21 protein-coding genes and 4 pseudogenes are annotated in these 25,181 nt (G+C 73.7%); 18 read left to right on the plus strand and 7 right to left on the minus strand.

All coding sequences use genetic code 11. From position 1 onward, the window contains the following. Nucleotides 1-28 precede the first annotated feature (28 nt). Nucleotides 29-301 (plus strand): annotated as a pseudogene (locus QQM72_RS12515) (alpha/beta fold hydrolase); the annotation flags it as partial. A 129-nt stretch (nt 302-430) separates the two neighbouring features. On the opposite strand, the gene QQM72_RS12520 reads toward QQM72_RS12515, so the two are convergent. Continuing rightward, the gene (locus QQM72_RS12520; protein WP_314220919.1) at nt 431-1,384 is read right to left on the minus strand and encodes an ATP-binding protein; all 954 of its coding nucleotides are present in this window, start codon (nt 1,382-1,384) and stop codon (nt 431-433) included. 126 nt (nt 1,385-1,510) lie between these two features. Between QQM72_RS12520 and QQM72_RS12525 the strand changes: the two are divergent. From QQM72_RS12525 to QQM72_RS12550, 6 genes and pseudogenes are all read left to right on the plus strand, one after another. Continuing rightward, nucleotides 1,511-2,038 (plus strand): annotated as a pseudogene (locus tag QQM72_RS12525) (N-acetyltransferase family protein); the annotation flags it as partial. A 127-nt stretch (nt 2,039-2,165) separates the two neighbouring features. Then, on the plus strand, nt 2,166-3,695 hold the full coding sequence (locus tag QQM72_RS12530; protein ID WP_314220920.1) for an ABC transporter substrate-binding protein: 1,530 nt from the start codon (nt 2,166-2,168) through the stop codon (nt 3,693-3,695). A gap of 4 nt (nt 3,696-3,699) precedes the next feature. After that, nucleotides 3,700-5,493, plus strand: coding sequence for an ABC transporter permease subunit (locus QQM72_RS12535; protein WP_314220921.1), 1,794 nt, complete (start codon nt 3,700-3,702; stop codon nt 5,491-5,493). After that, on the plus strand, nt 5,490-6,719 hold the full coding sequence (locus QQM72_RS12540; protein ID WP_314220922.1) for an MDR family MFS transporter: 1,230 nt from the start codon (nt 5,490-5,492) through the stop codon (nt 6,717-6,719). The genes QQM72_RS12535 and QQM72_RS12540 overlap by 4 nt, the downstream gene beginning before the upstream one ends. Before the next feature lie 217 nt (nt 6,720-6,936). Continuing rightward, nucleotides 6,937-7,704: a hypothetical protein gene (locus tag QQM72_RS12545; protein WP_314220923.1), complete on the plus strand. Its 768-nt coding sequence runs from the start codon at nt 6,937-6,939 to the stop codon at nt 7,702-7,704. Between the two features lie 56 nt (nt 7,705-7,760). Then, nucleotides 7,761-8,567: a YcnI family protein gene (locus QQM72_RS12550; protein WP_314220924.1), complete on the plus strand. Its 807-nt coding sequence runs from the start codon at nt 7,761-7,763 to the stop codon at nt 8,565-8,567. Between the two features lie 73 nt (nt 8,568-8,640). On the opposite strand, the gene QQM72_RS12555 is transcribed toward QQM72_RS12550, so the two are convergent. Next, nucleotides 8,641-9,396: a CDP-alcohol phosphatidyltransferase family protein gene (locus QQM72_RS12555; RefSeq protein WP_314220925.1), complete on the minus strand. Its 756-nt coding sequence runs from the start codon at nt 9,394-9,396 to the stop codon at nt 8,641-8,643. Nucleotides 9,397-9,504: 108 nt separating this feature from the next. Between QQM72_RS12555 and QQM72_RS12560 the strand changes: the two genes are divergently transcribed. The 5 genes and pseudogenes from QQM72_RS12560 to QQM72_RS12580 form a co-directional block, all read left to right on the plus strand. Further along, a complete protein-coding gene (locus QQM72_RS12560; protein ID WP_314220926.1) occupies nt 9,505-10,494 on the plus strand; it encodes a zinc-dependent alcohol dehydrogenase in 990 nt (329 codons plus the stop codon). 113 nt (nt 10,495-10,607) lie between these two features. Next, nucleotides 10,608-11,006, plus strand: coding sequence for a 6-pyruvoyl trahydropterin synthase family protein (locus tag QQM72_RS12565; protein WP_020125703.1), 399 nt, complete (start codon nt 10,608-10,610; stop codon nt 11,004-11,006). Continuing rightward, a complete protein-coding gene (locus tag QQM72_RS12570; protein ID WP_314220927.1) occupies nt 11,003-12,199 on the plus strand; it encodes a glycosyltransferase family 4 protein in 1,197 nt (398 codons plus the stop codon). Before QQM72_RS12565 ends, QQM72_RS12570 begins: the two co-directional genes overlap by 4 nt. After that, complete coding sequence (locus tag QQM72_RS12575; protein ID WP_314220928.1) at nt 12,196-13,347, plus strand: trans-aconitate methyltransferase; 1,152 nt, start codon at nt 12,196-12,198, stop codon at nt 13,345-13,347. The genes QQM72_RS12570 and QQM72_RS12575 overlap by 4 nt, the downstream gene beginning before the upstream one ends. Before the next feature lie 248 nt (nt 13,348-13,595). Beyond that, nucleotides 13,596-14,321, plus strand: a pseudogene (locus tag QQM72_RS12580) (lysylphosphatidylglycerol synthase transmembrane domain-containing protein); the annotation flags it as partial. 143 nt (nt 14,322-14,464) lie between these two features. On the opposite strand, the gene QQM72_RS12585 reads toward QQM72_RS12580, so the two are convergent. Continuing rightward, entirely contained in the window at nt 14,465-15,310 is an 846-nt protein-coding gene (locus QQM72_RS12585; RefSeq protein ID WP_314220929.1) for a creatininase family protein, read from the minus strand. A 38-nt stretch (nt 15,311-15,348) separates the two neighbouring features. On the opposite strand from QQM72_RS12585, the gene ribA reads away from it, so the two are divergent. From ribA to QQM72_RS12605, 4 genes and pseudogenes are all read left to right on the plus strand, one after another. Next, entirely contained in the window at nt 15,349-16,008 is a 660-nt protein-coding gene (gene ribA / locus QQM72_RS12590; RefSeq protein WP_314220930.1) for a GTP cyclohydrolase II, read from the plus strand. A 108-nt stretch (nt 16,009-16,116) separates the two neighbouring features. Then, entirely contained in the window at nt 16,117-17,262 is a 1,146-nt protein-coding gene (locus QQM72_RS12595; RefSeq protein WP_020125710.1) for an NAD(P)/FAD-dependent oxidoreductase, read from the plus strand. Next, nucleotides 17,259-18,320: pseudogene (locus tag QQM72_RS12600) on the plus strand (saccharopine dehydrogenase). Before QQM72_RS12595 ends, QQM72_RS12600 begins: the two are co-directional and overlap by 4 nt. Then, entirely contained in the window at nt 18,313-19,521 is a 1,209-nt protein-coding gene (locus QQM72_RS12605) for a saccharopine dehydrogenase family protein (RefSeq protein ID WP_314220931.1), read from the plus strand. The pseudogene QQM72_RS12600 and the gene QQM72_RS12605 overlap by 8 nt, the downstream one beginning before the upstream one ends. A gap of 8 nt (nt 19,522-19,529) precedes the next feature. Here QQM72_RS12605 and QQM72_RS12610 read toward each other — a convergent pair whose 3' ends face one another. From QQM72_RS12610 to QQM72_RS12620, 3 genes are read right to left on the minus strand one after another with little or no spacing between them, the layout of a single operon-like run. Next, complete coding sequence (locus QQM72_RS12610; protein ID WP_314220932.1) at nt 19,530-20,759, minus strand: serine hydrolase domain-containing protein; 1,230 nt, start codon at nt 20,757-20,759, stop codon at nt 19,530-19,532. Between the two features lie 59 nt (nt 20,760-20,818). Continuing rightward, a complete protein-coding gene (locus tag QQM72_RS12615) occupies nt 20,819-22,237 on the minus strand; it encodes an MFS transporter (protein ID WP_314221088.1) in 1,419 nt (472 codons plus the stop codon). Nucleotides 22,238-22,290: 53 nt separating this feature from the next. Continuing rightward, the gene (locus QQM72_RS12620; protein WP_314220933.1) at nt 22,291-22,944 is read right to left on the minus strand and encodes a TetR/AcrR family transcriptional regulator; all 654 of its coding nucleotides are present in this window, start codon (nt 22,942-22,944) and stop codon (nt 22,291-22,293) included. Between the two features lie 111 nt (nt 22,945-23,055). Here QQM72_RS12620 and QQM72_RS12625 point away from each other — a divergent pair, with 111 nt between their 5' ends. Continuing rightward, nucleotides 23,056-23,505: a TIGR03618 family F420-dependent PPOX class oxidoreductase gene (locus QQM72_RS12625; protein WP_314220934.1), complete on the plus strand. Its 450-nt coding sequence runs from the start codon at nt 23,056-23,058 to the stop codon at nt 23,503-23,505. On the opposite strand, the gene QQM72_RS12630 is transcribed toward QQM72_RS12625, so the two are convergent. Then, nucleotides 23,502-24,569 (minus strand): NAD(P)-dependent oxidoreductase, encoded by a 1,068-nt coding sequence (locus QQM72_RS12630; protein WP_314220935.1) that lies wholly within the window; start codon nt 24,567-24,569, stop codon nt 23,502-23,504. The two genes, QQM72_RS12625 and QQM72_RS12630, sit on opposite strands and share 4 nt — an antisense overlap. Between QQM72_RS12630 and QQM72_RS12635 the strand changes: the two genes are divergently transcribed. Then, entirely contained in the window at nt 24,511-25,134 is a 624-nt protein-coding gene (locus tag QQM72_RS12635; RefSeq protein ID WP_314220936.1) for a TetR/AcrR family transcriptional regulator, read from the plus strand. The genes QQM72_RS12630 and QQM72_RS12635 overlap by 59 nt on opposite strands. The last annotated feature ends 47 nt before the right edge of the window (nt 25,135-25,181 follow it).

The following is a 25,181-nucleotide window of genomic DNA, read 5'->3' on the forward strand; positions in this document are numbered from 1 at the left end:
ACGGGGCTGCGCACCACGGGATGCGTGGCCCCGCATCAGGAACCACGAGGCGGCTGCCGTGTACACGGCCGAGGGCGCCTTCTCCCCGGCTGCCACTCGCGCGGCGCTGGCCGCATTCCCGTCGCCGGTCCTGCTCCTGGCGGGGGAGAGGGACCTGGCGGCTCCGCCACGCGTGACGAGGGAGTTCGCGGAACCGTTCCCGAGGACGGAACTCACCGTGCAGCCCGGAGCGGGGCACTTTCCCTGGCGGGACGATGGTGTTCGGTTCGTGTCGATCGTGAAGGAGTTCACGGACCGCTGACGGGCCGGCCTGGTCGCTGTGCGGTCGGTCGGCCCGTCAGGTGGGGGAATCGGCTGGGGCGAATCAGCAGTCGCGCAGTTCCGCCGACTGGTTGAGTACCTGCGCCCGCGTCGAGGTGAACCGTGCAGGTCAGTGAAGTGACGCCGGGCCGGGGACGAACTCCGGGTCCACCTGGGCGGCCAGGTCCTGACCGGTCGCCGCGTCCGCCCAGGCGCGGGCGTTGCGGAGGTGGAACTCCACGGCGTGTCGGTGCAGGGTCGGCCAGTTCCTCTCGCGGGCGTCGACCGTCTCGCGCAGGAGATCGAGGGCGTGGCGGTTGACGTCCTCCAACTCGCCCTGGGGATCACCCCGTTCGGCTGAGCGGACCCAGGGGGAGACGACGAGGTGGGTGAGGAGGTCGTCGCCGACTTCCTCCTTGAGGAAGAGCAGGTCGTCCTCGCCGGTGACCTTGTTGCCGACCACGGCGAGGGGGATGCCGAACTCGCGGGCGTGGTCGCGGTACTGGCGGTAGACGGAGACGCCCTTGCGGGTGGGTTCGGCCACCAGGAACGTCATGTCGAACCGGGTGAACAGGCCGGAGGCGAAGGCGTCCGCGCCGGCCGTCATGTCCATCACCAGGTACTCGCCCGGTCCGTCCACCAGGTGGCTCAGATAGAGCTCCACCGCGCCCAGTTTGGAGTGGTAGCAGGCGACCCCCAGGTCGCTCTCGTCGAACTCGCCCGTCACCATCAGCGGTACGCCGCCGACCCGCTGGACGTGCCGGGTGTGCAGTGCGTCGTCGCCCAGCAGGCGCAGCAGCCGGGAGCCCCGGCCCGGAGGGGTCGTCTTGACCATCGCCTCGCGGGAGGTGATGCGCGCGTTGGTGCCGCGCAGCAGGTCCTTGATGTCGCCCAGACGGGCGGCCAGGGGCGGGGCCTCGAAGGGCGCCGTGCCGGCCGCGGGGTCCAGGGCCTCGGACAGATGCTGGTTGATGTCGCCGTCCACGGCCAGCACCGGTGCGCCGGATCGTGCCAACTGCCGGGCGAACAGGGCCGACAGGGTCGTCTTGCCGCTGCCGCCCTTCCCCACGAACGCGACGCGCATCACAGCACCCCCTTGTTGAAAATGAATGTCATGTGGCTAGATTTAGGGGCGCGCCGCGATCTCTGTCAAATCCGGGAGGAATGGTTAAGTGATCAACTTGCTCTGCTTAATGCATATGATTTGCAAGTGCGTGACTACTGCATCAGGCCCGCGGGCCCCGAGGACCTCGACGGTGCCCGAGCCGTCATGCTCGACACCGTCTACCGCGATTTCGGTACCGGTTACGTGCCGCGCTGGCACGGCGACATCATCGACCCCGTCGCCGCCTACCTCGTCCCGGCCCGCCACACCCTGCTGGTCGCGCTCGACGGCGAGAACGGCGAGGTCGTCGCCACCGCGGCCCTGGACTCCCGAGGCCCCGCGCACCCGCCGAACCCCCGCCATGTCGCCGACCGCTACCCCTGCGGCACGACCGCGCAGCTGCGCCGCGTCTACGTCCGCCGGGAGCACCGCCGACGCGGCCTCGCCCGGCGGCTGGTCGCCGAACTCCTCGCCTTCGCGGCCGCGGACGGCGGCTACGGGGCCCTCTATCTGCACACGGACCCGGCCGTGGAGGGAGCCGAGGCGTTCTGGCGATCGCTCGGCACCGTCGTGCACGACGAACGGGAAGGAGTGACGGGCGGCCAGGGCGTCGTGCACTTCGACGTCCCCCTCGACGTTTTCCTCGACGTCCCCCTCGGCGTTCTCCGCCCCGGCTCTCCCTCCTCCTTCTCCTCCTCCGCCCCGTCCGCCCACGCTGCCTCTTCCTCCTCCCGCCCTCGTCCCACAGGCCGGTAACTCCATGCGCTTCCCCCGCCGTCCCCGCTCTTCCCGCGGTCCCCGTCCTCCCCGGCTTCTCGCCGCCGCGTTCCTCACCCCGCTGCTCGCCGGCTGCTTCGCATCCTCCGGTGGCGACGACGATGCGGCCTCCGGCGCCGACGGCGGCCCCCGGCTGCGCGTCGCCCTCGCCTTCCCGCCCACCGAGAACCTCTCCCCCTACGGCGCCGACGCGACGATCCTCAGCCGTCTCGGGGTCACCGAGGGGCTGACCGCCCTCGACGCCAACGGCGCCGCCGCCCCCGCACTCGCCGCGTCCTGGCGCCGCGTGGACGACCGCAACTGGCTGTTCACCCTGCGCGAGGCCGCTTTCCAGGACGGTACGGAGGTCACGCCCGCCGCCGTGGCCGCCTCCCTCACACACGCCACCGAGGCCCAGCCGGTCCCGGCAGCGCTCTCCGGTGTCACCTTCACGGCGAAGGCGGAGGGCGGCACCGGCGTACGCGTCACCACCGTCGCCCCCGATCCGGTCCTGCCCCTGCGCCTGTCCAGCCCCGGCCTCGCCGTCCTCGCTCCGAAGGCCTACGGGAAGAAGGGCGCCGTCGATCCGGTCGGCACCGCCACCGGACCCTTCGAACTCACCGAGGTCACCGGCGCCACCGCCGCCGGCCTCGACCGCTTCGACGACTACTGGGGCGGCCGGGCCCAGGCCTTGGGCGTCGACGTGCGCTTCATCGCCGACGGCACCGCCCGCGCCAACGCCCTGCGCACCGCAGAGGTCGACGTCGCCGAGGCGATACCCGTCGCCCAGGCCGCCACCCTCGACGCCGACACCCGCCGCGAGACCGCCACGACCCGCACCATCAGCCTGCTGCTCAACGCGAAGTCGGGCGTCTTCAAGGACCCGGCCCTGCGGGCCGCCGCGCGTGCGGCCGTCGACACCTCGGCCCTCGCCGAGGGTGTCTACGAGGGTCACGCGGATGCCGGCGCCGGCATCTACGGCCCCGCGGTCACCTGGGCCGAGGGCAAGCGCGTCCAGCCCGCCGGGCGGGTGAAGGCCGCTGCTCCCGGCGGCGCCTCGCTCACCCTCGCCACCTACGACAACCGGCCCGAACTCCCTGAAGCCGCTCAGGTGTTGAAGCAGCAGCTGGAGAAGGCCGGCTTCAAGGTGAAGCTGGAGGTGCGTGAGTACTCGAGGCTGGAGAGCGACGCGCTCGCGGGGAGGTTCGACGCCTTCGTCGGCGCCCGCAACAGTCTCCTGGACACCGGCGACCCCGTCTCCCTCCTGGCCAGTGACTTCACCTGCGACGGCGGCTACAACCTCGCCCTGCTGTGTGACAAGGACGTCGACCGGCTGGTCGCCAAGGCGCAGACGGTGGCCGACACCGGTGAGCGGCAGGACGCCGCCCTGGCCGCCGAGGCCGCGGTCCTCGGCACCGACACCGTCGTCCCGCTGGTCCACCAGCGCGTCGTCACCGGCGTCGGCGCCGAGGTCGAAGGGGTGCTCCTCGATCCCTACGAGCGCACGCTCGTCGGTGCCGGGACCCGGCGCTGACGGGATGAGGAGCAGGCTGGGCGCGCTGCTGTGGCGTGCCGTGCTGGCCGCGCTGCTGGTGTGCGGCATCGGGCTGCTGCCCTGGCTGTCGCACACCGATCCGGCGCTGACCGTGTTGAAGGCGCGGTCCGCCGACCGTGACGCCACCCCCGAGGTGCTCGCCGAGATCCGAGCTGAACTTGGCCTGGAAGAAGGTCCGTTGCGCCTCCTCGGGCAATGGCTCGCGGGGCTGCCGCGCGGGGACGCCGGACGGTCGTGGATCTCCGGTGCCGATGTCGCGCCCGGCGTCGTCGAGGCGCTCGGCGCGTCGCTGCTGCTGATGGTGGTGGCGTTGGCGGTCGCCCTGGTCACCGCCGCCGGCGTGTGCGGCCGCACCCTGTACCTCGGTGCCCGGCGACGGCTGGAGGGCCGGCCCGCCGGCGGCTCCGGTTCCGCCGTGCTCGCCGCGCTGCCCGAGTTCCTGACCGCCTCCGTGCTCGCCACCGTCGTCGGTGTGCAGTGGGGATGGCTGCCCGCTCTCGGCTGGTACGGCCCGCAGTGGACGGTGCTGCCCGCTCTCGCCCTGGGCCTGCCCGCCGGCGCGGTGCTCGGACGTCTTCTCGACGACCAGTTGCCGGCCGCCTTCGTCGAGCCCTGGGCGCAGGCCGCCGCCGCGCGCGGACTGCCGGGCCGGAGCATCGCCCGCAAGGCGCTGCGCCGCTGTGTGCCCGGACTGCTGCCCAGCCTCGGGCTGTTCGTCGTGGGGCTGACCGGCGGATCCGTCGCCGTGGAGCAGATCTTCGACATTCCCGGGCTCGGCCGGACCACCCTCCAGGCGGCGATCGCGCAGGACCTGCCCGTTCTCCAGGCCGGCACCCTCGTCCTCGTCGCCCTCGCGGCCGTCACCACCGTCGGCGCCCGGCTCGCCGCCCGGCTGCTCATCGGTCCGGTGCTGCGCGACGGCGCATTGCATACACTCCACCGGCCTCCGCCGCCCGTCCGCAGGATCCTGCCTATTGCATACAGTCTTCTGCTGTCCGTCGTCATCTCCCTCGGCCTGCCCCGCGATCCGCTCGCGCTCGACACCGCGGCCCGCCTCCGACCCCCCTCCACCGCCCACCCGTTCGGCACCGACGCGCTCGGCCGCGACGTCCTCGCCCGGGTCGCGCACGGCGCCCTCGACACCCTGCTCCTCGCCCTCGCCGTCAGCGCGGTCGCACTGACGGCCGGAGTGCTGCTCGGGCTGCTGCCCCGGTTGTCCGGGCCGCTCGTCGACACCGTGAACGCCGTACCGCCGGTGCTCGCGGCGCTCCTCGTCGCCGCGGTCCGGGACAGCGGGTCCGCCACGCCCGTGCTCGCCGTGGCCGTCGTGGCCTGGGCGCCGCTCGCCGCACACACCTCCGCACTGCTGCGCCAGGAGCGGGCCACGCTCCACCTGACCGCCACCCGCGCCCTCGGCGCCGGCCCCGGGTATCTGCTGAGGAGCGAACTCCTGCCCGCCGTCCTCCCGCCCGTGGCCCGGCACGCCCTCCTCAGGCTGCCGGGCATCGCCCTCGCCCTGGCCTCGCTCGGCTTCCTCGGCCTCGGCGCCCAGCCGCCGTCCCCCGAGTGGGGCCTGCTCCTCGCCGAGAACCAGCCCTACGCCGAACGCGCCCCCTGGGCCGTCCTCGCCCCCGCGGCCGTCCTCGCCGTCCTCGGCGCCCTGGCGGTGACCGCGGCCGGCGGGCTGCGACGACCGAGGCCACGGCGCCCTCGTGCGGCGGACCCGCTCGCGGAGGAACATCCGTCTCCGCGAACGGAGTTGGTGGAGGCCGGATGACGGCGACAGGGCTTTCCCGGCGCCGCGGCGCGAAGGGGGCGCCCGCGCTCTCCCCTCTTCTGCGCCTGCTGATCCTCACCCAACTCGCCTTCAACATCGGCTTCTTCGCCGTTCTGCCGTTCCTCGCCGGGCATCTGGGCGACGCGGTCGGCATGGCGGGCTGGCTGGTCGGGTTCGTGCTGGGGCTGCGGACCTTCAGCCAGCAGGGGCTGTTCGTGGTCGGCGGAGCCCTCGCCGACCGGTACGGCGTCCGGCCCGTCGTCCTCGCCGGATGCGTGCTGCGCATCGCCGGGTTCGGCTGGCTCGGATACGCCGAACAGACCGGGACGGTCATCGGGGCGGTGCTGCTGATCGGGTTCGCGGCGGCACTGTTCTCACCCGCCGTCGAGTCCGAGGTGGCACGGCAGGCCGTCGTGCACGAGGAGTCGGGCGGCGGGCCGCGGACCCGGGTGCTCGCGCTGTTCACGGTCGCCGGACAGGCCGGGGCGTTCGTCGGGCCGCTGCTCGGCGCACTGCTCCTCGCCGTCGACTTCCGCGCGGTGTGCCTGGCCGGAGCCGGCGTCTTCGTCCTCGTCCTGGCCGCTCACGCCCGGCTGCTGCCCCAGCACATCCCCGGCCGCTCCCGGGTCCAAGTGCGCGGCGGAACAAGCCCGTTGCTCCGCAACCGCCGCTTCCTCGCCCTGTGCTGCGCGTACGGCACCCATCTCCTCGCCTACAACCAGCTCTACCTCGCCCTGCCCGCCGAGGTGGAGCGGGCGGCCGCCTCCCAGGCGCCGCTCGCCTGGCTGTTCGCGCTGTCGTCGCTGCTGGTCGTGACGGCCCAACTGCCGGTCACCCGGTGGGCGGCGGAGCGGATCGACCCGCGCCGCTCGATGGCGGCCGGGCTCGTGCTGATCTCCGCCGGATTCGCCGTGGTGGCCGTTGCCCGGCCCGCCGGACGGACCGGGACGGCCGGGCTGCTGCCCGCGGCCTGCTTCGTCCTGTTGCTCACGCTCGGTCAGATGCTCGTCGTGCCCGCCACCCGTGCCTGGGTGCCCGACCTCGCCGAGGAGGGCCGGCTCGGCCTGTACACCGGGGCACTGTCCTCGGTCTCCGGGCTGATCGTGCTGCTCGGCAGCGCGGCCACCGGCACCCTCCTGGAGGCCGGGCTGCCCCCGGCCGTCCCCTGGCTCCTCCTGGCCGCCGTACCGGCCGGCGCCGTCGCGCTCCTTCCCCGGCGGACGTGAACCCGGGAGCGCGGGAACGCGGTAGCGCGGGAACGCGGTAGCAGGGGAAGGCGGTAGCAGGGGAACGCGGGCGCGGCGGGCGTAGATCGGTATCCCGTGGTTCGACAGGCGCGCCCACGTCGTACCGGCCCGCCTGGCTGGGCGCGCGGGAACGGGGAGAACGTGAACGCCGGAGCGGCGGTCGACGTATCGGTCGAGCGTGGGAGGATCCCTCACCATGAGCGCGTCCCCGGCCGTCCGGAGTCTGCGCGCCGCGGTGTTCGCCGCGGTGTGCGTGCTGCTGGCCGCCGCCGGGCACGGGCTCGCCACGGGTGACACACCGCCGCCGTGGGCCGACGGCGCCGGATTCCTGGCCGTTTTCACCGCCGGGTGGCTGCTCGGCGCCCGGGAACGCGCCCTGCCCGGTATCGGCGCGGCCATGCTGGCCACCCAGGCAGGCCTGCACGTCGCCTTCGACGCGGCCCGCTCCCGTACGGCCGGGCGGACCATGCCCGCGATGCCCGTGACGTCCGCGCAGGGTACGCATGCGTACGGCATGCACGCGTACGGCATGCACGCGCACGGTGTGCACGCGTACGGCATGCACGCGCACGGTGTGCACGCGTACGGCATGCACGCGCACGGTGTGCACGCGCACGGCATGCACGCGCACGGTGTGCACGCGTACGGCATGCACGCGCACGGTGTGCACCTGCACGCCCACACCGCCTCGGCGATGACCGCGCACGCGACGGCGGCCCATGTCCTCGCCGCGCTCGCCGCCTCCTGGTGGCTGCGCCGCGGTGAGGCCGCCCTGTGGTCGCTGCTGCGTCGGGCGGTCGCCCTCCTGCCGGGCCTCGTGGCCTGGTGGCGGGGGACCCCTGCCCCGCCACCCGTGCCGTCGGTCCGCCTCGCCGCCCCGGCGCCCGTCCCGCTCCGGCAACTGCTGCTGCGCCACGCGGTGAGCCGCCGCGGACCGCCCGCCCCGATCCCGTACGCGATCTGACCCCGAGCCGGCCCCGAGCCGGACCCTCATCCTTCCTGTACGGAGATCACCCACTCATGTCCACGACACACCCCGCCCTGCGCCGCGCCGGTCTCGGCGCCGTGCTCGCCGCCGCCGCGGTCCTCGCCGCCGCCGGTGTCGCCTCCGCGCACGTCACCGTGCACCCCGAGAGCTACGCCAAGGGCGCCACGGACGGCGTCCTGAGTTTCCGCGTCCCCAACGAGGAGGACACCGCGAGCACCACCGAGGTCCAGGTCTTCCTGCCCACCGACCACCCGGTGCTCGGCGTGCTGGTCCACCCGCAGGACGGCTGGACCGCGAAGGTGACGACCACGAAGCTCAGGACGCCCGTCAAGACCGACGACGGCACGATCACCGAGGCCGTCTCCGAGATCACCTGGACCGGCGGGAAGATCGGCGCCGGCCAGTACGAGGACTTCGACGTCGCCTTCGGCCGGCTCCCCGACGACACCGGCTCGCTGGCCTTCAAGACCCTCCAGACCTACTCCGACGGCAAGACCGTCCGCTGGATCGAGGAGGCCGAGGAGGGCGCGGACGAACCGGAGAACCCGGCGCCGGTGCTGAAGCTGACCGCGGCCGCGGCGGACGACGGCGACAACACCTCGGACGCCGCCTCGAAGAGCGCGAACGGCGCGAACGGCGCGAACGGCGCGAACGGCGCGGACGGCGCGGACGGCGCGGAGGGCGCGGAGGGCGGCAAGAGCGGCGCGGTCCGGGTCACCGCGGCCGACGCCGATGACGCAACCGCCCGCGGGCTGGGCGTCGCGGGGCTGGTCGTCGGTGTGCTGGGTCTCGCGGCGGCCGGCTTCGCCGTCGTACGGACGCGGTCGGCACGGTCGTAGCCACGCGGGAAGCCCATGGGGCAGGGCCCGGACCGTGCACCCGGTCCGGGCCCTGCCCCATGGGAGAGAGGAGCTACACGAGCTCCAGGACCTTCGGCGCCGGAGCCTGCGCGGCGATCCGCGAGGTCCGCCGCAGCCACAGCACGTCGCGGCCGAAGGACCACACCAGCGAGCCCAGCGCCAGCAGGACGACGGCGAAGTTGGCCGCGTACGGCAGCAGGTTCGCGCCCGCCAGCAGCAGCAGGACGCCCTGGAGCGCGGCGACCGTCTTGCGGGCGGTGCTCGGCGGGAGCGGGGCGTTGAGCCAGGGGGCGACGCGGGCCGCCGCGACGAACACGTAGCGCATGCCGCCGATCAGCAGGACCCACGGTCCGAGCGCCATCGAGACGTACACGCTGAGCACCAGGATCAGGAACGCGTCGACCTCCATGTCGAAGCGCGCGCCCAGCGCCGTCGAGGTGCCGGTACGGCGGGCGACCTTGCCGTCGACGCCGTCGAGGATCAGGGCCACGGCCGTCAGGCCGACCAGCAGCGTCACCGGCGGCGTGCTCTCGAAGGAGTCCGCGACCAGCGCGGTCACCCCGCCGACCAGCGTCGCCCGGCCGAGGGTCACCCGGTTGGCCGGGCCGAACGAGCGCAGGCTGGAGCGGTGCAGCGCCCGGGAGAGCACCCCCCAGGTGGCGATGGCGAAGACGAGACCGGTCACCCAGCCCGCCGGCCCGAGGCCGATCGCCGAGCCGAGCAGAGCCAGCAACAGGATCTGAACGCCCGCTCCCACAGCGGTCTCCTGCTGGACCAGCCTTGCGTCGTAAGTGTTGTTCAGGGCCACCGCACATTCCTCCGGCCAGATGACAAAGATGATCAGTGCCGCGTACTGTGCGCGGACTGTGCACACCTCGGTACGTGGGCCGGTTGCCGATCGTTCAGGAGGATGCCGATGTCTGTCACCGCTCGTGCGTTCTGGGTCAGCTCTCCGGGTGAAGGGGAGATCCGCGAGGTCGTCGTTCCCGACCCGGCCGAGGACGAGGTGCTGGTGCGCTCGCTGTGGTCCGGCGTGAGCCGTGGCACGGAGACCCTCGTCTTCCGCGGCGGGGTGCCCGAGAGCCAGCACGCGGCGATGCGGGCGCCGTTCCAGGAGGGCGACTTCCCGGCGCCCGTGAAGTACGGCTACCTCAACGTCGGCGTGGTGGAGAAGGGACCGGCGGCGCTCGTCGGACGCACGGTCTTCTGCCTCTACCCGCACCAGACGCGCTACGTCGTCCCGGCGTCGGCCGTGACGGTCGTACCGGACTCGGTGCCCGCGCCGCGGGCCGTCCTGGCCGGCACCGTCGAGACGGCCGTCAACGCGCTGTGGGACGCGGCGCCGCTGGTCGGCGACCGGATCGCGGTGGTCGGCGGCGGCATGGTCGGCTGCTCGGTCGCCGCGCTGCTCGCCCGCTTCCCCGGCGTCCGCGTGCAGTTGGTGGACGCCGACCCGGCACGGGCGAAGGTCGCCGAGGCCCTCGGCGTCGACTTCGCCCTGCCCGAGGACGCCCGCGAGGGCCTCGACCTCGTCGTCCACGCCAGCGCCACCGAACAGGGCCTCGCCCGTTCCCTGGAGCTGCTGTCCGCGGAGGGCACGGTCCTCGAACTGAGCTGGTACGGCGACCGGAAGGTGTCCCTCCCGCTCGGCGAGGACTTCCATTCCCGGCGGCTGGTCATCCGCAGCAGCCAGGTCGGCACCGTCTCCCCGGCCCGGCGCTCCAGCCGGACGTACGCCGACCGGCTCGCGCTCGCCCTGGAGCTGCTGGCCGACCCGGCGCTCGACGCCCTCGTCACCGGAGACAGCGCCTTCGAGGAGTTGCCGGAGGTGATGCCGAAGCTCGCGGCAGGCGAGATTCCGGCCCTGTGTCACCGCGTCGGGTACGGGCAGGAGCGCCTGACCTGAGAAAAGAGTGAGATCGGGCTGAACACGGGGAAGTGAAGGTCCGTACTACACGGCATCCCCCGGGCGGCCAACGGCCGGGGGGAACAGAGGCGCCGCACCTGGAGGGTCGTCCGTTGTTCAGTGTCACCGTCCGCGATCACATCATGATCGCCCACAGCTTCCGCGGCGAGGTCTTCGGACCCGCGCAGCGCCTGCACGGAGCGACGTTCCTCGTGGACGCCACTTTCCGCCGCGAGCAGCTGGACGACGACAACATCGTCGTCGACATCGGGCTGGCCACGCAGGAGCTCGGCGCCGTGGTCAGCGAGCTGAACTACCGCAACCTCGACAACGAGCCCGACTTCGCCGGGGTCAACACCTCGACCGAGTTCCTGGCCAAGGTCGTCGCGGACCGGCTCGCGGAGCGGATCCACAAGGGCGCGCTCGGCGAGGGCGCCCGGGGCATCGCGGCCATCGCGGTCAGCCTGCACGAGTCGCACGTCGCCTGGGCGAGTTACGAGCGTGCGCTGTGACCGACGTGACCCTGGAGAAGGCGGCCGTGCCCAAGGCCCCGCTCGCGTACGTGCCCGCGCAGGCCGCGCTTCCCAAGATCGGCGGGATCATCCCCATGTCGCTGCGCTCCGTGCAGTTCGTGATGCCGGGCGGTGTCGACGACCCGGCGAACCCGAGCGGCGGCAACGCCTACGACCGGCGCCTGTGCCTGGATCTGCCCGGCTTCGGCTGGCAGGTGCACAAGCACCAGGTGTCCGGTTCCTGGCCCCGTCCGGAGGCGGCCGCCCGCGCGGAACTGGCGCGGACGCTGCGGGAGTTCCCCGACGGGACGGTCGTCCTCCTCGACGGGCTGGTGGCCTGCGGGGTCCCGGAGATCATCGCCCCCGAGGCGGAGCGGCTGCGGCTCGTCGTCCTCGTCCACCTGCCGCTCGGTGACGAGCGGGGCCTCGCGCCCGAGGTGGCGGCCGAACTCGACGCCAAGGAGCGGGCCGTGCTGCGGGCCGTCCCGGCCGTCGTCGCGACCAGCGAATGGGCGGTACGCCGCCTCGTCTCCCACCACGGACTCGCCCCCGAGCGCGTGCATGTCGCCGCCCCCGGCGCCGACATCGCCCCCCTCGCCTCCGGCACCGACGGCGTGTCGCGGCTGCTGTGCGTGGCCACCGTGTCCCCGCGCAAGGGCCAGCACCGGCTGGTGGAGGCGCTGGCCGCGGCGAGAGACCTGCCGTGGAGCTGCGTGTGCGTGGGCGGACTCGGGCAGGACCCGGAGTACGTCGCCCACCTGCGCGGCCTGATCGCCGAGCACGGCCTTCAGGACCGGCTGGAGCTGGCGGGACCGAAGGCCGGCGCCGAGCTGGACGCCGCCTACGCCTCCGCCGACCTGATGGTCCTCACCTCCTACGCGGAGACGTACGGCATGGCCGTCACCGAGGCGCTCGCCCGCGGCATCCCCGTCCTCGCGACGGACGTCGGCGGGCTGCCCGAGGCGGTCGGCCGCGCCCCCGACGGCGGCGTCCCCGGCATCCTCGTCCCGCCGGAGGACCCGGCCGCCCTCGCGGTCGAACTGCGCGGCTGGTTCGGCGAGGCCGACGTACGGCGTCGTCTCAAGGCCGCCGCGCGGGGTCGCCGGGCGGCCCTGAACGGCTGGGCGACGACCGCCCAGAGCCTGGCCGGCGTCCTGGGCAGGCTTCCCAGCGAACCCAGGAGGGCTGCATGAGGAAGACGAAGGCGACCCCGGCCGACGTGGCACGACGCGTGGGCGGCATCCCGGCACAGCCGGTCCGCAAGGAGGCTGGTTCCGTGGTGGAGTCCCTGATCCCCGACGGCGGCCCCGCGGCACGCGCGGTGGCGCGGGCGGCGACCTCCGGCACGGGTTCCGGTTCCGTGCCACAGGCCGGGGGCGCCGGCGCGCAGTCCGCGGTGGAGTCCCCGGGTCCCGGTGCCGACGACACGGTGCTCGGCGTGATCGCCGGCGCCGGACCGGTGAGCCCGACCGGGGAGCGGCCCACCGTGCGGCTGCGGGACGCCGGGCCGGACGAGCAGCCCCGTTACGCCCCCGAGTGGCTGGAGCTGCGCGAGCCCGCCGACGCCGCCGCCCGGTCGATGGAGCTGCTCGACCCGCTGCGGATCCGGCTCGCCAACCTGCCCGGACGCGGCGGTCTCGCCATCCACGACCTGGGCTGCGGCACCGGCTCGATGGGCCGCTGGCTGGCTCCCCGCCTGGACGGCGCCCAGCACTGGATCCTGCACGACCGTGACCCCTACCTCCTGCACTTCGCCGCCGTCGCCTCGCCCCGGGCGGCCGCCGACGGCAGCCGGGTCACCGTGGAGACCCGGCGCGGCGACGTCGCCCGCCTCACCCCGGACGCGCTGCTCGGCGCCTCGCTGGTCACCGCGTCCGCGCTGCTCGACGTCCTCACCCGCGAGGAGGTCGAGACGCTCGCCGCGGCCTGCGCCGGCGCCGGCTGCCCGGCGCTGCTGACCCTCTCGGTCGCCGGACGCGTCGAACTCAGCGCGCCGGACCCGCTGGACGACGAGATCGCCGCCGCCTTCAACGACCACCAGCGGCGCGGTGGTCTCCTCGGCCCCGACTCGGTGACCGTCGCCTGCGAGGCGTTCGCCGCCCACGGCGCGACCGTCAAGGTGCACCCGAGCCCGTGGCGGCTCGGCCCCGAGAACGTGGGCCTGACCGCCCAGTGGCTGCGCGGCTGGGTCGGCGCGGCCGTGGAGGAGCGCCCCGAACTGGCCGAGCGCGCCGAGGCCTACCTGGCCGCCCGGCTGGCGGCCTGCGCGGCGGGCGAACTGCACGTCACCGTCCACCACAGCGACCTGCTGGCACTGGCCCGGCCGACGGGCGGCCTCTGATGAGCGCGGAGACGGTGAGCCCCCGGGTGACGGTCGCGCGCCGGCCCCTGCGCAGTCCCTCGGTGGCCCGCACCGGCGCCGCCGTGTCCGAGGCCCGGATCGGAGTCATCGTGACCGGGCCGCGGGCGGAGAAGCCCTCCCGGCTGCGCGCCCTGATCGGCAACCGGGCCGTCCGCACGCACTTCGGCACGGTCGCCGGAGTCGCCATCCTCAGTGTGCTGCTGTGGCGGCTGGGCACCGGGGTCTTCATGGACGGACTGCGCCGGATCGACGTGCCGACGCTGCTGGTGGGGCTCGGGATCGGCGCGGTCACCACGGTGTTCAGCGCCTGGCGATGGGCGCTGGTGGCCCGCGGGCTGCGCATCCGGCTGCCGCTCGGCCCGGCCGTCGCCGACTACTACCGGGCGCTGTTCCTCAACGCGGCCCTGCCCGGCGGCGTCCTCGGCGACGTGCACCGCGCGGTACGGCACGGGCAGAGCGCCGGTGACGTCGGACGTGGCGTGCGGGCCGTGGTCCTGGAGCGCACCGCGGGACAGCTCGTGCTGGCCGTCGCAGGCGTAACGGTCCTGCTGACCCTGCCCTCCCCGGTGATGCAGGACGTCCGGCACATCGCCCCGCTGGTCCTGCTGGCCGGCGTGGGCGCGCTCGCCGTCGTCCTCGCCGTCCGGATGAACTCCTCGGCACCGCGGCGCGGGGGCCGGCTGCGGGCGGGACTGGCCGAGGCGCGCGAGTCACTGCTGTCGCGGCGCAACGGGCCGGGCGTCGCCGTGTCCTCGGCGGTCGTACTGGCCGGGCACCTCGCCATGTTCGTCGTGGCCGCGCGCGTCGCCGGCTCCGGCGCCTCCGTCCTGGCGCTGCTGCCGATCGCCGTCCTCGCCCTGCTCGCCATGGGCCTGCCGCTGAACGTCGGCGGCTGGGGTCCGCGCGAGGGCGTCACCGCCTGGGCGTTCGGCGCCGCCGGGCTCGGCGCGAGCACCGGTCTCGCGGTCGCCGTCGTGTACGGCGTGCTCAGCTTCGTGGCGGCGCTGCCGGGGGCGGTCGTACTGGTCGCCCGCTGGTACGCGGGGCTGCGGGCCGGGGCCGCCGCGAAGACGGACCCCGGGCCGGACGAGCGCCGTCACGACGACGTCGCGGCACCCGCCCCGCAGTCGTCACCGGCGTCGGACCCACCCGTCGCGGCGGTACGGATCTCGGTTCCCGAAGCCGTCCCGGCCCCCGTGGTCAGCAAGGAGAAATACGCGCCGAAGGAATCCGCCAGGCTCGCCAGGAGTTCCTTCCCCTTTTCCGCGGACCCCAGGGAAGGACGGCCGATGACGCCCGAATCGGTATAGGCGGACATTCCCAGCGTGAGCAGATGACGGCGGTCGTCCGCGACGAAATCGGCCGACTCATAACCGGGCCGGACGAGTTCGGGGTGGGCGTGCAACAGGATCGAGGTCTCGATCTCCCCGGCGTGCATGTCGGTGAGCAGCGAGGTCGACACCCCGGACCGCTCCAGCGCCGCCTCCCAGTCCTCCGGGGCCGGGAAGAGGGCCATCCGCTCACCTGCGGCGGAGGACTCCTGGACGACGTTGCCCAGGACGTAGTTCCCGCCGTGTCCGTTGACCAGCACCAAGGCCTCGACGCCCGAGCGGCGCAGCGACGCCGCTATGTCCCGTACCACCGCGTGAAGGGTCACGGAGGAGATGCTGACGGTTCCCGGCCAGGCCGCGTGCTCGTGCGAGCAGGCGATGGTCACCGGCGGGAGGAGGTGCACCGGGTACGCTCCGGCGATCTCCCGGGCGATGGCACAGGCGACCAGTGTGTCGGTGGCCAACGGCAGGTACGGTCCGTGCTGTTCGAAGCTTCCGACGGGCAGGACCGCCACCTGTGTCGAGACGCCGGCGCCCCGGGTCCTCACGTCCTCGCAGGTGTCCGCCGGCACCAGTCCGTACGCCGCCGACCGTATTTCCGAACCACTCATTTCTTCCCGGCCCTTCGTCTCTGCTTAGGAACCAGATCATGACAGAAAAAATTGGCGTACTCGGCACGAAGACCCCGCAGCGCACCGGTGTGGAACGCGTGGTGAATGCCCCCCTGCCCACCGTGTACGGGAATTTCCAGGCGGTCGGTTACATGGACCACGACCGCGGTGACGAGCAAGTGGCTCTGGTGTACGGCGAGATCGGCGCCGAGGACGTGCTGACCCGGCTGCACTCGGAGTGCCTGACCGGCGACGCGTTCGGCTCCCAGCACTGCGAGTGCGGCGACCAGCTGGCGTCCGCGCTGCGGGCGGTGGTCGCCGAGGGCCGCGGCGTGGTCGTCTATCTGCGCGGGCACGAGGGCCGGGGGATCGGACTGCTCGGCAAGCTGCGGGCGATGGCGTTGCAGGCGGAGGGCCTGGACACCGTCGAGGCGAACGTCGCGCTCGGCTTCCCGGTCGACGCCCGCGACTACAAGGTGGCCGCCGACATCCTGCGCGACCTGGGCGTCGACTCCGTCCGCCTGATGTCGAACAACCCGCGCAAGCGCGAGGCGCTGGTGGACAACGGCATCCGGGTCGCCGAGGAGGTCCCGCTGCTGATCGAGCCGTGCGAGAACAACATCACCTACCTGCGTACCAAGCGGGAGCGCCTGGACCACCGGCTGCCCCACCTGGACGCGGTGGCGCACTGGTCCTGATCGGCTTGGGACCGCCGCCCCGAGGGGTAGGGATCACGGCGGCCATGGCCTACGACAGCCCCGGTCCCGGCGTACGGGCCGGTGCCGCCGTGACAAGGAGCCGCCCGGGTGAACACGCATGCCTCGGTAGTCGTCATCGGCGGCGGGGTGATGGGCACGAGCATCGCCTACCACCTCGCCGCCGCCGGCGTCCGTGACGTCCTGCTGGTGGAGCGCGACGAACTCGCCGCGGGTTCGACCTCGAAAGCCGCCGGCGGGGTGCGCGCCCAGTTCTCCGACGAGCTGAACATCCAGCTCGGGGCGCGCAGCCTGGAGAGCTTCGGGCGGTTCGAGGAGGAGACCGGGTACGACATCGGGCTGCACCGCGTCGGCTACCTGTTCCTGCTGTCCACGCCCGAGGAGGTCGCCTCCTTCGAGGCGGGCGTGCGGCTGCAGAACGCGCTCGGGGTGCCCAGCCGCATGATCGACCCGGCCGAGGCGCGGCGCCTGTCCCCGCTGATCCGCACCGACGGGTTACTCGCGGCCGCGTTCTCGCCCGACGACGGGCACTGCACCCCGGAGGCCGTCGTCCACGGGTACGCGGCCGCCGCCCGCCGGTACGGGGCGCGCATCCTGCGGCACACCGCCGTCACCGGCATCGAACGGCGGGGCGCCACGATCACCGCCGTGCAGACCACCCTCGGCCGCGTCACCACCGACACGGTGGTCTGCGCGGCCGGCGCCTGGTCCAGGGCCGTCGGCGCGATGGCCGGCGTGGAACTGCCGGTGCAGCCGCTGCGCCGCCAGATCGCGGTCACCGAACCGGTCCCCGGTCTGCCGCCGGACCTCCCCATGACCATCGACTTCACCAGCAGCCTCTACTTCCACGGCGAGGGCCCCGGTCTGCTGGTCGGCATGTCCGACCCCGACGAACGGCCGGGCTTCGCCACCGACACCCACGACCGGTGGATCCCCCGGCTCGCCGCGGCCATGGAGCGCCGCGCCCCCGCCCTTCTCGACCTGCGCCGCACGGGTGGCTGGGCGGGGCTGTACGAGGTCACCCCGGACCACAACGCGCTGATCGGCGAGGCGTCTTCGGTATCCCGTTTTCTGTATGCGACCGGCTTCTCCGGTCATGGCTTCCTCCAGGGGCCGGCCGTCGGCGAGGTCGTCCGCGACCTGTGTCTCGGCCGCGTACCCTTCGTGGACGTCACCCCCCTGAGCGCCGACCGTTTCGCGGCCGACGCCCCGCGTCCGGAGGCCAACCGCGTATGACCGAACTGCACCTGTGGCTGCGGCACGAGGTCCGCACCACCGAACGGCGCACCCCGGTCGTCCCCGACGACGCCCGCCGCCTCGTCGAGGCCGGTGTGGAACTGACCGTCGAGGACTCCCCGCAGCGCGTCTTCCCGGCGCGGGAGTACGAGGCCGTCGGCGCACGGATCGTCCCCGCCGGCTCCTGAGTGTCCGCACCGTCCGAGGCGGTCGTCCTCGGTCTGAAGGAACTCCCGGATCAGCCGGCGAAGTTGAGGCACCGTCATGTCTTCTTCGGGCACGCGTACAAGCAACAGCCGGGTGCCGCTAGCCTGTTGCGCCGGTTCGCGGCCGGGGGAGGGGCGCTCCTGGACCTGGAGTACCTGGTCGACGACGACGGTCGCCGGCTCGCCGCCTTCGGTTTCTGGGCGGGCTACCTGGGCGCCGCCCTGGCGGTCCTCCAGCACCGGGGCCGGCTGGCCGCACCCCTGCGTCCGACCGGCAAGGACGCGTTGGACGAGAGGCTGCGTCCGGCCGCCGGTGACGAGGAGTTCACCGCCCTCGTCGTCGGCGCCCTGGGCCGCAGCGGCCGGGGGGCGCGGGCCGCGTTCGCCACGGCCGGAGCCGAACCCACCTGCTGGGACCTGGCGGAGACCGGCGACCTGGACCGTACCGCCCTGCTGGCCCACGACGTGATGGTCAACTGCGTCCTCGCCCAGGCCCCGGTACCGCCGTTCGTCCGCGAGCGGGATCTCGACGACCCGGCCCGCCGGCTGCGCACCCTCTGCGACGTCACCTGCGACGTGGGCTCACCCCTCAACGTCCTGCCGGTGTACGACCGCACCACCGAGTGGACGGACCCGGTGCGCCGGCTGCGCAAGGAGCCCCCGCTCGACCTGATCGCCATCGACAACCTGCCGTCCCTGCTGCCGCGCGAGTCCAGCGTCGACTTCTCGGCGGACCTGGCACCCCGGCTGACGGACTTCGGCGTCGGCGGGCCTTGGGGCCGCTGTCTGGACCGCTTCCGTCGAGCTTCCCGCGAACTCGGACCGGCTGAAGAGGAGTTCGGTCGTGACTGACCTGGTTGCGGTGACCGGCACCGTCCACTGGATCGGGGCCGGCCTGTCCACGGGCAGCGGCCTGGCCGCCCTGTGCGAGCACACCGACGGTGTGCGGCTGTGGCACCGCACGGTGGAGCGGGCGGCCGAGACCCTCGACCGGCTGGGTCTGACCGGACGCGCCGAGCCGCTCGCGTACACCCTCGACGCGCTCACCGGGCGACTGGCGCCCGGGGACGTCGTGGTGTCGATGCTGCCCGCGTCCGAGCACGCGGCGCTGCTGGCGGCCTGCGTGACCCGGCGGGCCCACTTCGCGTGTTCCAGCTATGTCTCCGACGCGATGCTGGAGCAGGTGCCCGCGGCCACCGGGGCCGGGCTCGTCGTCCTCACCGAGGCGGGCCTCGACCCGGGCATCGACCACCTCTTCGCGCACAGCCTGGTGGCGCGCGCCCGGCGGGCGATCGGCGACGACACGGCGGCCTCGTACCGCCTCACCTCGTACTGCGGAGGCGTCCCGGCCGTTCCCGACGACTTCAGGTACCGCTTCAGCTGGGCCCCCTTCGGCGTCCTCAACGCCCTTCGCTCGCCGGCGCGTTACGTCGAGGACGGCATCGAGACCGTGGTCGGCCGGCCCTGGGAGGCCACCCGGGAGCACCTCGTCGACGGCGAGACCTTCGAGGTCTACCCCAACCGCGACAGCGTTGCGTTCATCGAGCAGTACGGGCTGCCACGGGCCTGGAAGCCGCAGACCTTCGTACGCGGCACCCTGCGCCTGGACGGCTGGCTGCGGGCCTGGGGCACGGTCTTCGAGCGGCTGAGGACGGACGACGACGCGGGTGTCGCCGCGCTGGCCCAGGAGTTGGCGGCCGCCCACCCGACCACGGACACCGACCGCGACCGCGTGGTCCTCGCCGTGTCGCTGGAGGTGTGGGTGCCCGGGAGCGGCACGCAGGACGGCGGCGAAGCGGGCGACCAGGCCGGGGGTGTCGGCAACGGCACGGTGTGGTCCGGGAGTTACCTCCTGGACCTGGAGGGCGACGAGGAGGAGAGCGCGATGGCACGTTGCGTCTCCCGGCCGCTCGCCCTGGGCGTCCGGCACATCCTGGACGGCTCCCTGCCACCCGGGCTGAGCCGCGCGGCCGGGACGGCGCCGCGCTCCGAGGAATGGCTTCGTGAACTCAGCCACCAGGGGCTCGAGTTCACGCTACGGGTCGCTGGCTGACGGGCCGGTCAGTCGGTGATCGCCTCGTGGACCAGCCGCTTCAGCTCGGGGTAGAGCTTCAGGGACTTCCGCGGCCTCAGCTGGGTCAGGAACTGGACACTCAGATCGCGGCCCGGGTCGACCCAGAACGTGGTCGTGGCGACGCCGCTCCAGCCGTAGGCGCCGAGCCCGGACGGTGCCTGGGTGCGGCTCGGGTCGGTCACCACCGAGACCCCGAGGCCGAAGCCGACACCGTCGTTGCCGGGTTCGTCGTGGGCCGGGCGGCTGCCGAAGGTCCGCAGGTCGGCGCCGCCGGGGAGGTGGTTGCGGGTCATCAGGTCGACCGTCTCGGGCTGGAGCAGGCGTACGCCGTCGAGCTCTCCGCGGCGGCGCAGCAGCTCACTGAAACGGTGGATGTCGTATGCGGTCGCCACCATACCGCCGCTGCCCGACAGGAACCGGGGGCGGCCGAACAGCGGCAGGCCCGGGATCCGCTCGATCCCCCCGCTGTCGGCGTCGCTGTACAGCTCCGCCAGTCGGCCTGCCTGTTCGTCCGTGACCTGGAAGCCGGCGTCCGGCATGCCGAGCGGGCGGAAGATCCGCTCGGCGATGAACTCGTCCAGCGGCCGGCCGGAGACGACCTCGATGATCCGGCCCAGGACGTTGGTGGCCACCGAGTAGTTCCACTGCGTGCCCGGCTCGAACTGGAGCGGCAGCCGCGCGTACGCCTCCACCGTCCCGGCCAGGTCCGAGCCCGGCAGCACCGCCGACTCCAGACCGGCCTCGCGGTACAGGGCGTCGACGGGGTGGCAGTGGTAGAAGGCGAAGGTCAGGCCCGCGGTGTGGGTCATCAGATGCTTCACCAGCAGGGGCTGCCCGACCGGGCGGGTGGTGAGGTCGGCGCCCGAGCCACCCACGTACACCCGCTGGTCCGCGAAGGCCGGGAGGTGGTCGGCCACCGGGTCGTCGAGGCGCAGCCGGCCCTCCTCGACCAGTATCAGTGCGGCGACCGAGGTGACCGGCTTGGTCATCGAGTAGATCCGGTAGAGGGTGTCGGCCTCGACCGGCAGTCCGGCGGCGATGTCGCGGCGGCCGTGCGCGGTGAGGTGGGCGACCCGGCCGCCGCGGGAGACGGCCACGAGGAACCCGGGCAGGCGCCCCTCGTCGACGAAGTGGGCGACGTGCTGGTCGAGCCGGTCCAGCGCCTTCGCGTCCAGCCCGACCTCGCTCGGGTCGACCTCTTGCCGCAGCAGTGCCATGGTTTTCCTCCGGTGCGCTTGTTCAAGGTGCGGTCCCGGCCTACCCCGCCCGGACGACCTCAGACCTCATGGTCGCGTAGGGAACGCGTGTGCGGACCCCTTTCGGCACCGTGATCGGTGTGCGTTGCGTCGCTTCCACCAGCCGGGGGACCGGGCGCAAGGGCGGCCGGGGCCGTTCGCGAGCCGCCCGGCAGGGCCCGGCAGACCGGTAGCGCCGCCGCGGCCACGAACGCCAGGACGACCAGGGGTGAGCGCGTCGCCCCCAGGTCCATGAGCACGGTCGCCGAAGCCACCCCCAGCACCGGCCCGACGTTCATCGCGGTCTGCTGCAACCCGCCGGCCACCCCGGCCGACTCCGCGGGAGCCTGCCGTACGACGACATGGGTCGCCGCGACCATCACGGTGCCGAACCCGGCGCCCACCAGCGCGAACCCGGCGCAGACGGCGACCGGCGCCGAGGCCCGGGCGAGGACGAGGAGACCGGCGGCGAGGACGACCACCGCTCCGGCGACCGTGGCACGCGCGCCGCACCGGCGCAGCAGGACGGCGGAGGCGGGCGCGGCGGCCACCAGCAGCCCGGCCAGCGGAAGGCTGAGCAGCGCGCTGCGCAGCGGGGTCAGCCCCAGGTCGTCCTGGAGCACGTAGACGCAGGTCAGCAGTCCGCCGTTGAGGGCCGCGGACGCGATGACGAGCACACCGAGCGCCCCGCCCACCGCCCGGGAGCCCACGACCTCCGGCGGCACCAGCGGGGAGCCCGCCCGGCGCTCGTGCCGTACGAAGGCGGTGCCGGCGAGGAGGGCGACCGGCGCCGACCAGGTCACGCCGGGGAGGGTGACGAGGGTGTGCACCAGGCAGGCCAGGGCCACGGCGAGCAGCAGGGCGCCGGGCAGGTCGAGCGGGACGCCGGCGGCGGGACCCGAACGGTCCCGTAGGTCCCGTGGGTCCCGTCCGTCCCGTCGGTTCCCACCGTCCTGGCGGTCCCGGGAGGCGAGGGCGAGCAGGCCGAACACCAGCGTGGGCACGATGTTGAGGAGGAAGACGGCCCGCCAGCCGAACTCGGTGGCCAGGGCCCCGCCCACCACCGGCCCGGCCGCCGCGGCCACCCCGATGGACGCGGTGCGCACGGCGATCGGCGTCCGCAGCCGCTCGGGCGGATACGCGGCGCGCAGCATTCCCAGCGTGGCGGGCTGCAACAGCGCTCCGAACACGCCCTGCACGACCCGCAGCCCGATCACCCACCCGACGTCCGGCGCCAGCGCGATGCCCGCCGAGGCGGCGCCGAAGCCGAGCATGCCGAGGGCGAAGGTGCGCCGGTGTCCGTAACGGTCCCCGAGCCTCCCGGCGAACACCAGCAGGCCCGCCACCGCGACGAGATACCCGGTGCTGGTCCACTGGACCTGGGTGAAGGAGGCGCCCAGGTCGCGGCGCAGGGTGGGCTGGGCGACGGTGAGCACGGTGCCGTCAAGGGCGACCACCATGGCACCGGCCACGCTGCTCGCCAGCGTGAGTGGCAGGGAGGGGCGGGCGCGCCTCACCGGCCGGCCTCCGGACCGAGATGCGCGTCCAGGGCGGTCCGCAGAAGGGGTGCGAAGTCGTCCGTCCCCGTCGCGAGTTGGAGGCTTCCCCAGCGCCAGAGCTGGGCGATGCCGTGCAGGTTCGCCCACAGCGCGCCGGCGACCGACCGGGCGTCACCGCCGCCGGGCCGGAGCCGGCCGACCAGGTCCACCAGGACACCGAACAAGGGAAGGCTGGTGTCCCGCAGCCGCAAATGGCCGCTCTCCAGCAGATCGTGACGGAACATCAGCTCATACATGCCGGGATTGTCCAGCGCGAACTCCAGGTAGACGCGTGCCAGTTCGCTCAGCTGATCGCGGGGGCCGGCGGTGCCGTCGCCGAGGGTCGTCGTCACCCGGGCGCCCAACTGGGCGAAGCCGCGGTGGGCGATGGCGGACAGCAGCTCCAGATGGGTGGGGAAGTAGCGGCGCGGCGCACCGTGCGAGACGCCGGCCCGGCGTGCGATCTCCCGCAGCGTGAGCGCTCCGGCGCCCTCCTGGGAGACCAGGTCCACGCCGACGTCGACGAGACGGGTCCGCAGATCGGGGTCAGGCCTTTCGGAGATCGGCGCTCGGGAGGCGGGCTCCTCGGCGATCGGCTTTTCGGCGTCCGGCTTTTCGGGGTCGCTCATAGACACTGTCTACCAGGCTGCTGTAGACAGCGTCTACTCGCTTGGGGCGTGTCTTCGCTCGGGAAGAGCGACCTGGGGAATGCGGCCCGGGGCGTCGCCGGTTGTGTCGACATGACTCAGGACACGACGCAGAACGCGCTGCTCGCACTGCTCTCCGAGGGCCGCGGTGGGGTACTGGTCACCCTCAAGCGCGACGGCCGCCCTCAGCTGTCGAACGTTGTCCACCACTACAGTCCGGACGAGGGCGTCGTCCGGATCTCGGTCACGGACGGCCGCGCCAAGACCCGCAACCTGCGGCGCGACCCCCGGGCGTCGTACCACGTCACGGCCGCCGACCGCCGCGCCTACACGGTCGCCGAGGGCACCGCCGACCTCTCCCCGGTGGCGAAGGACCCCTACGACGCCACCGTCGAGGAGCTGGTCCGCCTCTACCGCGACCTGGTGGGCGAGCATCCCGACTGGGACGACTACCGCGCCGCCATGGTCCGCGACCGCCGCCTGGTGCTGCGCCTGCGGGTGGAGCGGGCGTACGGCATCCCCAAGGGCGCCGACGACGGTTAGCCGGCGGACCCGTCGCCGGCGTCGCTGCGGGCTTCCAGGGCGTGCAGGACGGCGACCATGTCCGCGCCCGCGTGGCCGAGGGCCACGGTCTCCTCGTACAGGGCGTGGCAGGTGTCGAGGAGTGGGGAGGCCAGGCCGGACGCGCGTGCGGCGTCGGCGATGAGGCGGTTGTTCCTCAGGACGTCCAGGGCGGCGGCCTGTACCGCGAAGTCGCCCGTCAGCAGCTTGGGCGCCTTCATCCGCGAGACCCCGCTCGCCAGGGGGCCGGCCGCCACGACGTCCAGGAACAGCCGCCGGTCCAGTCCCTGCCGCTGCGCGAAGTGGAACGCCTCGGTGAGGCCGGTCACCTGCGTGATCAGGAAGAGGTTCACCGCGAGCTTCATCAGCAGCGCGCCGGGTGCCGGGCCGCAGCGGAACGTCTCGTGACACATCGGGGCGAGCAGCGGCCGTACGGTGTCCACGGCCTCCTCCTCGCCGGCGAGCATCGCCACCAGCCGGCCCTGCTCGGCCGGGACCCGGGAGCCCGAGACCGGCGCCTCGACGTAACTGCCGCCCGCCGCGCGCACGTCCGCCTCCAGCGCGCGCGAGTACTCGGGCGAGGTCGTGCCCATGGTGACGACCACGCGCCCGGTCACCCGCGCGCCGAAGTCCGGGGTACCGCGGCCGAGGACGGTGTCGACGGCGGATCCGTCGGCCAGCATGAGGATCACGACGTCGGTGCGGGCGAACACGCCGGCGGGGTCCGCCGCGACCTCGGCGCCGGCCGCCCGCAGAGCCTCGGCGGGAGCCGCCGAACGGTTCCACACCACGAGGGGTGTCCCGGCGCGGGCCAGCCGCAGCGCCATCGGGCGGCCCATCACGCCCAGACCGATGAATCCGACCTGCATGGCCGCCGCCTTTCCCCGCACTCTATGACAGCGGTCATAGTAGCGAGTCCTATGACGCCGGTCATAGGATTCCCCTTCGTCGTATGCGGCGAGTGCCACACCCCGGAGGAGGCCGACCATGCCGGTGCCCGAACGCGGACCCCGTGAGCGGATGGTCTTCAGCGCGGCCCAGCTCATCCGCCGCGACGGAGTCGGCGCGACCGGAATGCGGGAGGTCGCCGTCCACGCCGGTGCGCCCCGGGGCTCGCTCCAGCACTACTTTCCCGGCGGCAAGCAGCAGCTCGTCAACGAGGCCGTGGACTGGGCGGGCCGCTACGCCGGCAAACGCGTGGCCCGGTTCCTGGACGAGTCGGCGAGGACCGGCGAGCCGACTCCCGCCGGGCTCTTCGCCGCGATGGTGCGCCAGTGGACGGACGAGTACGCGGCGTCCGGGTTCGCAGCCGGCTGTCCCGTCGCCGCCGCGACCGTCGACTGCGCGGCCTCCGGCGACGCCACCCGGGAGGCCGCGGCCGCCGCGTTCGCCACCTGGACCGGCCCGGTCGCCGAGGCCCTGACGGGCATGGGCGTCCCGGCGGCCCGGTCCGGCTCACTGGCCACCCTCATGATCAGCGCCCTGGAGGGAGCGATCCTTGTCGCCCGGGCGGAACGGGACGTCCGGGCCCTGACCACGGTCGCGACGGAATTGGCTCCGCTGCTGGACGCGGCCGTCGAGCGGGCCGTTCCCGGCGTTTCCCAGGGTTGATCGTCGCCCCCCGTCCTCCTGCCGGCCCCTCCACCCGTCCTCCTGCC

Source organism: Streptomyces zaehneri, assembly GCF_032248645.1.
GTDB lineage: Bacteria > Actinomycetota > Actinomycetes > Streptomycetales > Streptomycetaceae > Streptomyces > Streptomyces coriariae.